7 protein-coding genes are annotated in these 12,751 nt (G+C 54.4%); all 7 read left to right on the top strand.

The window, feature by feature from the left end:
* Positions 1-325 precede the first annotated feature (325 nt).
* Positions 326-3,430 (top strand): putative selenate reductase subunit YgfK, encoded by a 3,105-nt coding sequence (ygfK, locus tag P2W74_RS04055; RefSeq protein WP_276293992.1) that lies wholly within the window; start codon positions 326-328, stop codon positions 3,428-3,430.
* Between the two features lie 2 nt (positions 3,431-3,432).
* Entirely contained in the window at positions 3,433-4,761 is a 1,329-nt protein-coding gene (ssnA, locus tag P2W74_RS04050; protein ID WP_276293991.1) for a putative aminohydrolase SsnA, read from the top strand.
* 45 nt (positions 4,762-4,806) lie between these two features.
* Positions 4,807-5,586: a molybdopterin-dependent oxidoreductase FAD-binding subunit gene (gene ygfM, locus P2W74_RS04045; RefSeq protein ID WP_276295125.1), complete on the top strand. Its 780-nt coding sequence runs from the start codon at positions 4,807-4,809 to the stop codon at positions 5,584-5,586.
* The gene (locus P2W74_RS04040; protein WP_276293990.1) at positions 5,583-8,453 is read left to right on the top strand and encodes a molybdopterin-dependent oxidoreductase Mo/Fe-S-binding subunit; all 2,871 of its coding nucleotides are present in this window, start codon (positions 5,583-5,585) and stop codon (positions 8,451-8,453) included. Before ygfM ends, P2W74_RS04040 begins: the two co-directional genes overlap by 4 nt.
* 161 nt (positions 8,454-8,614) lie before the next feature.
* Positions 8,615-10,015, top strand: coding sequence for a xanthine/proton symporter XanQ (gene xanQ, locus P2W74_RS04035; protein ID WP_276293989.1), 1,401 nt, complete (start codon positions 8,615-8,617; stop codon positions 10,013-10,015).
* Positions 10,016-10,032: 17 nt separating this feature from the next.
* Positions 10,033-11,349 (top strand): guanine deaminase, encoded by a 1,317-nt coding sequence (guaD, locus tag P2W74_RS04030; protein WP_276293988.1) that lies wholly within the window; start codon positions 10,033-10,035, stop codon positions 11,347-11,349.
* 32 nt (positions 11,350-11,381) lie between these two features.
* A complete protein-coding gene (gene ghxQ / locus P2W74_RS04025; RefSeq protein ID WP_276293987.1) occupies positions 11,382-12,749 on the top strand; it encodes a guanine/hypoxanthine transporter GhxQ in 1,368 nt (455 codons plus the stop codon).
* The last annotated feature ends 2 nt before the right edge of the window (positions 12,750-12,751 follow it).

Genomic DNA, 12,751 nt, shown 5'->3' with positions numbered 1-12,751 from the left:
AACCGACTGAGTTAAACGATTGCGTTCAAATATTTTAACCGCATCCTCCCTCCTTATCATAATGATAAGAATTCGCTAATTTTGAGAAAAATAAGCAACCTCATGAAACACCCCTTGCCAATATCCGCTCAGACTGATTTTAATTCTCATTTGGTATCTGTGAGATATTTCACAAAGCACGACCAAGATTAGAACCCCCTCACAAAATTTTATTTTTATGCCGTTGGCTCGTAAGAGTGGTGCGAATGTTGCTCTATATCCCCAAACCGCCGGATTTATCTATACCGGTCAATCAATGATATCTGTATAAGCTAAGGAGAGGGTTATGGGGGATATTATGCGTCCCATTCCGTTTGAGGAGCTTTTGACGCGCATATTTGATGAATACCAACAACAACGCTCTATCTTTGGTATTCCCGAACAACAGTTTTACTCGCCAGAAAAAGGGAAGTCGGTCAGCGTGTTTGGTGAAACCTGTGCCACTCCCGTCGGCCCCGCCGCCGGCCCGCACACTCAGCTTGCCCAAAACATCGTCACCTCCTGGCTAACCGGTGGTCGTTTCATTGAACTCAAAACAGTCCAGATTCTGGATCGTCTGGAGCTGGAAAAACCCTGCATTGATGCTGAAGATGAGTGCTTCAACACCGAATGGTCCACCGAGTTCACGCTGCTGAAAGCCTGGGATGAATACCTCAAAGCCTGGTTTGCCCTGCACTTGCTGGAACAGTTACTGCAGCCTTCCGACTCCGACGCGGGTAAGTCATTTATCTTTAATATGAGCGTCGGCTACAACCTTGACGGAATTAAACAGCCGCCGATGCAACAGTTCATCGACAATATGATGGACGCATCGGCGCATCCTAAGTTTGCGCAATACCGCGACACGCTCCACCAGTGGCTGCATGATGACGCATTTTTGGCGCGTCACGACCTGACCCAACAACGAGAAAACCTGCAGGCATTACCAGCCCGCATCCCTGCCAACATGGTGCAAGGGGTCACGCTTTCGACTATGCACGGTTGTCCACCGCACGAAATCGAAGCCATCTGCCGCTACATGTTAGAAGAGAAAGGGCTGAATACCTTCGTGAAGCTCAACCCCACGCTACTGGGCTACGAGAGAGTGCGTGAAATTCTTGATAACTGCGGCTTCGGGTACATTGGACTGAAAGAGGAGTCGTTCGAGCACGATCTTAAGCTGGCTCAGGCCCTGGAAATGCTGCAACGGCTGATGGTGCTGGCAAAAGAAAAATCTCTCGGTTTCGGCGTAAAACTGACTAACACGCTGGGGACTATCAATAACAAAGGCGCACTTCCCGGCGAAGAGATGTACATGTCTGGTCGGGCGCTGTTCCCACTCTCCATCAATGTGGCCGCCGTACTTTCCCGCGCCTTCGACGGCAAATTGCCGATCTCCTATTCCGGCGGAGCAAGTCAACTGACGATCCGCGATATCTTTGATACCGGTATTCGCCCTATCACCATGGCAACCGACCTGCTGAAACCCGGCGGTTACCTGCGCCTGAGCGCATGCATGCGGGAACTGGAATTATCAGATGCGTGGGAGATGAAACACGTCGACGTCGCACGCCTGAACAAGCTGGCGGAAGACGCCATTACCATGGAGTACACGCAGAAACACTGGAAGCCGGAAGAGCGTATCGACGTTGCTGAAGGTTTACCGCTTACCGACTGCTATGTCGCGCCATGCATTACAGCCTGCGCCATCAAACAGGATATTCCGGAGTACATTCGCCTGCTCGGCGAGCACCGCTATGCCGACGCGCTGGAACTCATCTATCAACGCAACGCCCTCCCCGCCATCACGGGCCATATCTGCGATCACCAGTGTCAGTACAACTGTACCCGACTGGACTATGACAGCGCGCTGAATATCCGCGAACTTAAAAAAGTCGCGCTGGAGAAAGGCTGGGAAGAGTACAAACAACGCTGGCATAAACCGGCCGGTTCCGGTTCCCGTCATCCTGTCGCGGTGATTGGCGCAGGTCCTGCGGGGCTTGCTGCAGGTTACTTCCTCGCCCGGGCAGGGCATTCAGTCACCCTGTTCGAACGTGAAGCAAACGCGGGCGGCGTGGTGAAAAATATCATTCCTCAGTTCCGTATTCCGGCGGAGTTAATTCAACACGATATCGACTTTGTCGCCGCTCACGGCGTGAAGTTTGAGTATGGCTGCGCGCCGGATCTGACCGTTGAACAGTTAAAAAATCAGGGCTACCAGTATGTCCTGATCGCGACCGGTACGGATAAAAACAGCGGCGTGAAGCTGGAGGGTGATAATCCACACATCTGGAAATCACTCCCCTTCCTGCGCGAATACAACCAGGGAGCAGACCTGACGCTGGGCAAACATGTGGTGATCGTCGGCGCAGGTAACACCGCGATGGATTGCGCTCGTGCCGCGCTACGCGTACCCGGCGTGGAAAAAGCCACCGTCGTTTATCGTCGCTCTTTACAGGAAATGCCCGCCTGGCGCGAAGAGTACGAAGAAGCGCTGCATGATGGCGTTGAATTCCGCTTCCTGAACAATCCGGAACGTTTTGATGCCGACGGCACGTTAACGCTGCGTGTGATGTCACTTGGCGAACCCGATGAGAAAGGTCGACGCCGTCCCGTTGAAACCGGCGAAACCCTGACCCTTCATGCTGATAGCCTGATCACTGCCATTGGCGAACAGCAGGATACTGAGGCGCTGAATGCAATGGGTGTACCGCTGGATAAGAATGGCTGGCCGGAGATCAACAATAGCGGTGAAACACTTCTTACCAACGTCTTTATGATCGGCGACGTCCAGCGCGGTCCCTCTTCCATCGTTGCGGCCATCGGCTCTGCACGTCGGGCTGCGGATACCATCCTCTACCGGGAAAATATTCGTTCCCACCACGGAGATAAGCGCTGGAACAACGTCAGTCCCGCAGAGATCTATCAACGCAAAGGCGCAATATCCGTTGCGATGGTCGACAAAGACGATCGCGACGCGTTTGTTGCGCAGGAAGCGGCGCGCTGCCTTGAATGCAACTACGTCTGCAGCAAGTGCGTTGACGTTTGCCCGAACCGCGCCAACGTTTCGATCCCCGTTCCCGGCTTCCAGAACCGCTTCCAGACACTGCACCTGGACGCGTATTGCAACGAATGCGGTAACTGCGCTCAATTCTGCCCGTGGCAAGGGAAACCGTACAAAGACAAGGTCACTGTCTTCAGTCTGCCACAGGATTTCGACAACAGCAGCAACCCGGGATTCCTGGTGGTAGATGACCAGGTACGGGTACGGCTGAATAGTCAAAACTGGGTATTAAACATGAACAGCGAAGGTCAGTTCGCCAGCATACCGCCAGAGCTGGATGAAATGTGTCGCATCATCAGCTATGTCCACCAGCATCATCATTACCTGCTGGGTCGCGTGGAGGCGTAATCATGTTGATTCTGAAAAATGTCACCGCCGTACAGCTCCACCCGGCAAAAGTGCAGGAAGGCGTTGATATTGCCATCGAAAAAGACGTTATCGTCGATATCGGCGATGCACTGACGCAGCGCTACCCTGCAGCGCAGTGGAAAGAGATGCATGGTCGGATTGTGATGCCGGGACTGGTCTGCGCGCATAACCATTTTTACTCCGGTTTATCACGCGGGATCATGGCGCAAATCGCCCCTAGCCCGGATTTTATCTCGACGCTGAAAAACCTCTGGTGGCGACTGGATCGTGCGCTGGATGAGGAGTCGCTCTACTACAGCGGGCTGATTTGCTCGATGGAGGCCATTAAGAGCGGATGCACAGCGGTCATCGATCACCATGCGTCCCCGGCATATATTGCCGGGTCGCTCTCCACGCTGCGCAGCGCATTTTTAAACGTTGGCCTGCGCGCCATGACCTGCTTTGAAACCACTGACCGTAACAATGGAATCAAAGAGTTACAGGAAGGTGTCGAAGAAAATATTCGTTTCGCTCGCCAGATAGACGACGCACGTAAAACCGGAACCGAGCCGTATCTGGTGGAAGCGCATATTGGCGCTCATGCCCCCTTTACGGTACCGGACGCCGGACTGGAGATGCTACGCGAGGCGGTTAAAGCGACGAAGCGTGGGTTACATATCCATGCCGCAGAAGACCTTTATGACGTTTCCCACAGCCACCACCTGTACGGCAAAGATTTGCTGGTCAGGCTGGCTGAATACGACCTTATCGACAGTAAAACGCTGGTGGCGCACGGCCTGTATCTGTCTGCAGAGGATATCGCTCTGCTGAATCAGCAGGATGCCTTCCTGGTGCATAACGCCCGCTCGAACATGAATAACCATGTCGGCTACAACCATCACCTTACCCACATCCGTAATCTGGCGCTGGGTACTGACGGTATCGGCTCCGACATGCTTGAAGAGATGAAGTTTGCCTTCTTCAAGCATCGCGACGCGGGCGGACCGCTCTGGCCAGACAGTTTTGCTAAAGCGCTGGCTAACGGTAACGAACTGTTGAGTCGTAACTTCGGGGCGAACTTTGGTCGACTGGAAGCAGGGTACAAAGCTGACTTAACCCTCTTCGATTATTCAGCGCCCACCCCGCTGGTGGCGGAGAACGTCGCCGGGCATATCGCTTTCGGTCTCGGTTCAGGCAGCGTGCATAGCGTCATGGTAAATGGCGTGATGGTGTATGAGGACCGCCAGTTCACTTTCGATTGCGATTCAATTTATGCGCAGGCCAGAAAAGCCGCCGCCAGTATGTGGCGCCGGATGGATGCACTGGCATAGCCCACGCCCTCTCCTTCTGAGGAGAGGGATTGATGAGGAAAGATGATGATTGATCAATTTTTCAGGCCCGACTCCGTAGAACAGGCGCTGGAACTTAAGCGCCGCTATCAGGATGATGCCATCTGGTTTGCCGGGGGCAGCAAACTCAACGCCACGCCAACACGTACCGAGAAACGTATTGCCATTTCCTTGCAGGATCTGGAACTGGATTGGGTGGACTGGGACAACGGTGCATTGCGTATCGGGGCGATGACTCGCCTGCAACCCTTACGTGATGCCCGCTACCTCCCGGCAGCGCTACGGGAAGCGTTAGGTTTTATCTACTCCCGCCATTTACGCAACCAGTCAACAATCGGCGGTGAGATCGCCGCCTTGCAGGAAGAATCCGTTTTACTCCCCGTGCTGCTGGCGCTGGATACGCAGTTGGTTTTTGGTAACGGCGAAAACCTGTCACTGGAGAGCTATCTGGCCGATCCGCGCGATCGCCTGCTGACTGAAATTATCATTAAAGATCCTTACCTCCCCTGCGCTACCCGCAAAATCAGCCGTTCGCAGGCAGGATTAACCGTCGTGACCGCTGCCGTTGCGCTGACAGAGCACGACAGCATGCGCATCGCGCTGGATGGCGTGGCGGACAAAGCGCTAAGGTTACGCGATGTGGAAACGCAAAAACTGGAAGGCAGCGTGCTGGAACAGGCCGTCGCAAACGCTATTTTCCCACAGGACGATGTTCGGGGCAGCGTGGCCTATAAGCGCTATATCACAGGAGTCCTGGTGGCCGATCTGTTTGCCGACTGCCAACAGGCCGGGGAGGAAGCCGTATGATGATTCACTTTACGTTAAACGGCGCGGCGCAGGAGATGAAAGTGAATCCTGGCGAAAACGCGCAAGCACTGCTGTTCAACCTGGGTATGCACTCAGTACGCAACAGTGACGACGGCTTCGGCTTCGCCGGTTCCGACGCGATTCTTTATAACGGTCGCATCGTCAACGCCTCCCTGCTGATAGCGGCTCAGTTAGATCAGGCAGAGATCCGCACCTCTGAATCATTGGGTAAATGGAATGAACTGAGCCTGGTACAGCAGGCAATGGTGGATACCGGCGTAGTGCAATCCGGATACAACGATCCGGCCGCCGCCCTGATTATCAGCGATCTGCTCGATCGTATCGCCATCCCCACCCGTGAAGAGATCGACGATGCGCTCTCCGGTTTATTCAGCCGCGATGCGGGCTGGCAACAATACTATCAGGTGATAGAACTGGCAGTAGCGCGTAAAAACGACCCGCAGGCCAGTATCAATATTGCACCCACTTTCCGTGATGACCTCGCTGTGGTTGGCAAGCTCTTGCCGAAAACAGATGCCGCTAAAATGGTGCAGGCCAAACCCTGTTATGTGGAAGACCGCATTACGCCAGACGCTTGCACCATCAAAATGTTGCGTAGCCCACACGCTCACGCGCTCATTACGCATCTGGACGTCAGTAAAGCACAAGCGCTGCCCGGCGTGGTTCACGTAATCACCCATCTTAACTGCCCGGACATCTATTACACACCTGGCGGCCAGAGCGCACCGGAACCTTCTCCGCTCGACCGCCGTATGTTTGGTAAGAAACTGCGTCACGTCGGCGATCGTGTTGCCGCAGTGGTCGCGGAAAGCGAAGAGATTGCGCTGGCGGCATTGAAACTCATCCACGTCGAGTATGAAGTGCTCAAGCCGGTCATGTCGATTGATGAAGCCATGGCGGAAGACGCGCCGGTGGTTCACGATGAACCGGTCGTGTATGTCGCCGGTGCGCCGGACACGCTGGAAGAAGATAACCGCCACGCGGCGCAGCGCGGCGAGCACATGATCATCAACTTCCCGATTGGCTCACGCCCCCGGAAAAATATTGCTGCCAGCATCCACGGTCATATCGGCGATATGGAAAAGGGCTTTGCTGATGCTGATGTCATTATCGAACGCACCTATTCCTCCACTCAGGCGCAACAGTGCCCGGCAGAAACTCATATCTGCTTTACACGCATGGACGGCGATCGCCTGGTGATTCACGCTTCAACCCAGGTTCCATGGCACCTTCGCCGTCAGGTTGCGCGTCTTGTCGGCTTGAAGCAGCACAAGGTGCATGTCATTAAGGAACGCGTGGGCGGCGGCTTTGGCTCCAAGCAGGACATCCTGCTGGAAGAGGTCTGCGCCTGGGCCACCTGCGTGACCGGACGCCCGGTTTATTTCCGCTATACCCGTGAAGAGGAGTTTATTGCCAATACTTCCCGCCACGTCGCGAAAGTGACGGTGAAACTGGGTGCGAAGAAAGACGGTCGTCTGACGGCGGTAAAAATGGATTTCCGCGCTAATACAGGGCCTTACGGCAACCATTCGCTCACCGTACCGTGTAACGGTCCTGCGCTTTCGCTGCCGCTGTACCCCTGTGACAACGTCGATTTCCAGGTCACCACCTACTACAGCAACATTTGCCCCACCGGTGCTTATCAGGGGTACGGCGCGCCAAAAGGCACGTTTGCCATGACCATGGCGCTGGCAGAACTGGCCGAGCAGTTGCAAATAGACCAACTGGAGATTATTGAGCGCAACAGGGTTCACGAAGGACAGGAACTGAAAATACTCGGCGCAATCGGTGAAGGTAAAGCCCCGACCTCTGTCCCTTCCGCCGCCAGCTGCGCGCTGGAGGAGATCCTGCGTCAGGGACGTGAAATGATCAATTGGTCTTCCCCCAAACCGCAGGACGGTGACTGGCGCACAGGCCGAGGGGTCGCCATTATTATGCAGAAGTCGGGGATTCCGGATATCGATCAGGCCAACTGCATGATCAAACTGGAGTCGGATGGCACCTTTATCGTTCACTCCGGTGGCGCTGATATTGGAACCGGACTCGATACCGTGGTGACGAAACTGACGGCGGAAGTGCTGCGCTGCGCGCCGCAAGAGGTTCACGTCATCTCAGGCGACACCGACCATGCGCTGTTCGACAAAGGTGCCTACGCCTCGTCCGGTACCTGCTTCTCGGGTAATGCAGCGCGTAAAGCGGCGGAGAATCTGCGGGAAAAAATCCTCTTCCACGGTGCGCAAATGCTGGGAGAGCCTCTGGCCGACGTTCAACTGGCTGCGCCAGGCGTCGTACGCGGTAAACAAGGAGAGGTCAGCTACGGTGAAATCGCCCATAAGGCGGAGACCGGCACCGGCTTTGGTACCCTGGTTGCCACCGCCAGCTATATCACCCCCGATTTCGCCTTCCCGTATGGCGCAAACTTTGCCGAAGTGGCAGTCAATACGCGTACTGGTGAAATTCGCCTGGATAAATTCTACGCACTGCTGGACTGCGGCACACCGGTGAACCCAGAGCTAGCGCTGGGGCAGATTTACGGGGCGTCGATGCGAGCTATCGGCCATAGCCTGACCGAAGAAATTATCTATGATGCACAAGGTCATCCGCTGACCCGCGATCTGCGCAGCTACGGCGCACCCAAAATAGGTGATATTCCGCGTGATTTTCGTGCCGTCCTGGTGCCGAGTGACGATAAAGTCGGACCCTTTGGCGCCAAATCCATCTCTGAAATCGGTGTTAACGGTGCAGCACCCGCCATCGCTACCGCGATTCATGATGCCTGTGGCGTCTGGTTGCGGGAATGGCATTTCACACCAGAGAAAATACTGACCGCACTGAAAAAAATGTAACAACGCGGGCCGCTTCGGCGGCCCGTTTCCATGATTCAATAACGATTAAATGCCGTCTGCGGAAATGAGATAAGCCGTTCTCAGGGCGTCCTGCGCCTTAAATTCGCAGAATTTAATCCTGCTGATTCAGATGATCAAATTTGCTTATAAGGAGTGAAGGGATGTCTGATTTAACTCGTGCAGGCTCCGATCTTATTTACGAACTGGAGGATCGCCCTCCCTTTCACCAGGCCATTATTGCCGCTATCACCCATCTGCTGGCCATCTTCGTGCCGATGGTCACGCCAGCATTAATCGTAGGCACCGCGCTACAGCTCTCTGCGGAAACAACCGCCTATCTGGTCTCAATGGCGATGATCGCCTCCGGCATCGGTACATGGCTACAGGTAAACCGTTACGGTATTGTCGGTTCCGGCTTACTCTCCATTCAATCCGTTAATTTTTCGTTTGTGACTGTCATGATTGCTCTTGGCAGCGGTATGAAAAGCGACGGTTTTCATGAAGAGTTGATCATGTCATCTCTGCTCGGCGTTTCCTTCGTCGGCGCATTTCTGGTGGTGGGTTCCTCTTTTATCCTGCCTTATTTGCGCAGAGTGATTACCCCAACCGTCAGCGGTATTGTGGTGCTAATGATTGGCCTGAGCCTGATTAAAGTTGGCATTATCGATTTTGGCGGCGGTTTCGCGGCAAAAAGCAGCGGCACCTACGGGAATTACGAAAATATTGGCGTCGGCTTGCTGGTACTGGTCGTGGTCATCGGATTCAACTGCTGTCGCAGCCCGCTACTGCGCATGGGCGGTATCGCGATCGGGCTGTGCGTTGGATATATCGTCTCCTTATGCCTTGGCATGGTGGACTTCAGCAGTATGCGGAACCTGCCGCTGGTAACCATACCGATCCCCTTCAAATATGGTTTTCAGTTCAATTTTCATCACTTCCTGGTCGTCGGCACCATCTACTTACTGAGCGTGCTGGAGGCGGTGGGCGATATCACCGCGACAGCGATGGTTTCCAGACGCCCTATTCAGGGAGAAGAGTATCAGTCGCGCCTGAAGGGAGGCGTACTGGCAGACGGTCTGGTATCGGTCATCGCCTCGGCGGTAGGTTCTCTGCCGTTAACGACCTTTGCACAGAACAACGGGGTGATTCAGATGACTGGCGTCGCCTCGCGCTATATCGGACGCGCGATCGCCGTGATGCTGGTGATCCTCGGGCTATTTCCGATGATCGGCGGGTTCTTTACCACCATCCCTTCGGCGGTGCTTGGCGGTGCAATGACGTTGATGTTTTCGATGATTGCGATCGCCGGGATCCGCATCATTATCACCAACGGGCTCAAACGCCGCGAAACGCTCATTGTCGCCACCTCGCTAGGGCTTGGGCTTGGTGTCTCCTATGACCCAGAAATTTTCAAAATATTGCCTGCCTCCATTTACGTGTTAGTGGAAAACCCCATCTGCGCTGGCGGGCTGACAGCCATTCTACTGAATATCATCCTCCCCGGCGGCTACCGACAAGAAGAAGTCTTATCGGGCATCGCCGCTGTGGAAGAGACGGATTAACTGTAAAGGAGTATACGATGTCAGGAGAACACACGTTAAAAGCAGTACGAGGCAGCTTTATTGATGTCGCCCGTACCGTTGAAGACCCCGAAGAGATAGCGTCGGCGCTGCGGTTTATTGAAGACGGACTGTTGCTGATTCGACAGGGGAAAGTCGAGTGGTTTGGCGAATGGGAAAAGGGAAAACACCAGGTTCCTGACTCCATTCGCATCCGCGACTATCGTGGGAAACTGGTCGTGCCGGGGTTTGTCGATACCCATATCCACTATCCACAGAGCGAAATGGTGGGCGCTTATGGCGAGCAATTGCTGGAGTGGTTGAATAAACACACTTTCCCCACAGAGCGGCGCTATGAGGATCTGGAATATGCCCGCGAGATGTCCTCTTTTTTCATCAAGCAGCTATTACGTAACGGTACCACCAGCGCTCTGGTCTTCGGTACGGTCCATCCGCAATCGGTCGATGCGCTGTTTGAAGCCGCAAGTCATATCAATATGCGCATGATTGCCGGCAAAGTGATGATGGATCGCAACGCGCCGGATTATCTGCTGGATGATGCAGAAAGCAGCTACCTGCAAAGTAAGGCGCTGATTGAACGCTGGCACAAAAATGGTCGCCTGCTCTATGCCATCACGCCGCGCTTCGCACCGACCTCCTCCCCGCAGCAGATGGCGATGGCTCAGCGCCTTCGGGAAGAGTATCCCGATACCTGGGTGCATACGCATTTATGTGAAAACAAAGACGAAATTGCCTGGGTGAAAGCGCTCTATCCTGACCATGACGGCTATCTGGATGTGTATCACCAGTACGGGTTGACCGGTAAAAATTGTGTTTTTGCCCACTGCATACATCTGGAGGAAAAAGAGTGGGATCGCCTGAGTGAAACCGGCTCCAGCATCGCCTTCTGCCCGACCTCCAACCTCTACCTCGGCAGCGGTTTATTTAATCTGCAAAAAGCCTGGCGTAAGAAAATTAAAGTCGGCATGGGCACTGACATTGGTGCAGGAACAACATTCAACATGCTGCAGACTCTGAACGAAGCCTACAAGGTCGTGCAATTGCAGGGATATCGACTCTCGGCCTATGAAGCGTTCTACCTTGCCACGCTGGGCGGGGCGAAAGCGCTGGGGCTCGACAACCTTATCGGCAATTTTATGCCGGGCAAAGAGGCGGACTTCGTGGTGCTGGAGCCTACGGCGACGCCTCTCCAACAACTGCGCTATGACAACTCGGTATCCCTGGTCGACAAATTGTTCGTGATGATGACGTTGGGCGACGACCGCTCAATTTATCGCACCTACGTCGACGGTCGTCTGGTTTACGAACGGACCTGATTTAACACTTACTCTCTGCTGAGGACATTATTATGTCTGGAGATCTACTACAAAACACCGACTCACCGAAATCTCACGGCGCGTTGGATGCTTATTTCAAAATTTCAGCCCGGGGCAGCACGGTTCGCCAGGAGGTGCTGGCCGGATTAACCACATTTCTTGCCATGGTGTATTCCGTCATCGTTGTCCCCGGAATGCTGGGTAAAGCGGGTTTCCCGCCTGCCGCAGTCTTCGTCGCCACCTGTCTGGTCGCGGGCTTCGGATCATTGCTGATGGGGCTATGGGCAAACCTGCCGATGGCGATCGGCTGCGCGATCTCTCTGACCGCATTTACCGCGTTTAGTCTGGTACTGGGACAACATATCAGTATTCCTGTCGCCCTTGGCGCCGTCTTCCTGATGGGCGTTATTTTTACCGCCATATCCGTAACCGGCATACGTACCTGGATCCTGCGTAATTTGCCGATGGGGATCGCCCATGGTACGGGGATCGGCATTGGGCTGTTCCTGCTGCTCATCGCGGCTAACGGTGTCGGCATGGTCATTAAAAATCCGCTGGAAGGGCTGCCGGTGGCGCTCGGTGCATTCACCTCATTTCCGGTCATGATGAGTCTGCTGGGACTGGCGGTGATTTTCGGTCTGGAGAAATGTCGCGTCCCTGGCGGGATCCTGCTGGTCATTATCGCCATCTCCGTTATCGGCCTGATTTTTGATCCTGCAGTCAAATACCAAGGTCTGGTCGCTATGCCCAGTCTGAGCGATGCAGATGGAAAATCACTGATTTTCAGTCTTGATATCATGGGCGCATTACAGCCAGCAGTATTGCCCAGCGTGCTGGCGCTGGTCATGACGGCGGTGTTTGATGCCACCGGTACGATCCGCGCCGTCGCCGGCCAGGCGAATCTGTTAGATAAAGACAACCAGATAATCAATGGCGGCAAAGCGCTGACCAGCGACTCCATTAGCTCCGTGTTCTCCGGGCTGGTGGGCGCGGCGCCTGCTGCCGTGTATATCGAATCCGCTGCGGGCACCGCAGCAGGTGGGAAAACCGGGCTAACCGCCACTATCGTCGGCTGTCTGTTCCTGCTGATTCTGTTTTTATCACCACTCTCGTACTTGATCCCTGGTTACGCGACTGCCCCTGCGCTGATGTATGTGGGGTTACTGATGTTGAGTAACGTATCGAAGCTGGATTTCAATGACTTCATTGATGCCATGTCCGGACTGGTTTGCGCCGTCTTTATCGTTCTGACGTGCAACATCGTCACGGGGATTATGCTCGGTTTTGTCACCCTGGTTGTGGGTCGCGTTTTCGCACGTGAGTGGCAGAAGCTAAATATCGGAACCATCATCATCACCGTCGCGCTGGTCGCATTTTATGCTGGTGGATGGGCGATATAGGA

The organism is Citrobacter enshiensis, assembly GCF_029338175.1.
Lineage (GTDB): Bacteria > Pseudomonadota > Gammaproteobacteria > Enterobacterales > Enterobacteriaceae > Citrobacter_D > Citrobacter_D enshiensis.
The sequence above is the reverse complement of the archived record's forward strand: the minus strand, read 5'-3'. Positions and strand labels throughout refer to the sequence as shown.

Excerpts from the sequence above, each read along its gene's own strand:
- ygfK (WP_276293992.1), top strand. The coding sequence starts at position 326 with ATGGGGGATATTATGCGTCCCATTCCGTTTGAGGAGCTTTTGACGCGC.
- ssnA (WP_276293991.1), top strand. The coding sequence starts at position 3,433 with ATGTTGATTCTGAAAAATGTCACCGCCGTACAGCTCCACCCGGCAAAA.
- ygfM (WP_276295125.1), top strand. The coding sequence starts at position 4,807 with ATGATTGATCAATTTTTCAGGCCCGACTCCGTAGAACAGGCGCTGGAA.
- P2W74_RS04040 (WP_276293990.1), top strand. The coding sequence starts at position 5,583 with ATGATGATTCACTTTACGTTAAACGGCGCGGCGCAGGAGATGAAAGTG.
- xanQ (WP_276293989.1), top strand. The coding sequence starts at position 8,615 with ATGTCTGATTTAACTCGTGCAGGCTCCGATCTTATTTACGAACTGGAG.
- guaD (WP_276293988.1), top strand. The coding sequence starts at position 10,033 with ATGTCAGGAGAACACACGTTAAAAGCAGTACGAGGCAGCTTTATTGAT.
- ghxQ (WP_276293987.1), top strand. The coding sequence starts at position 11,382 with ATGTCTGGAGATCTACTACAAAACACCGACTCACCGAAATCTCACGGC.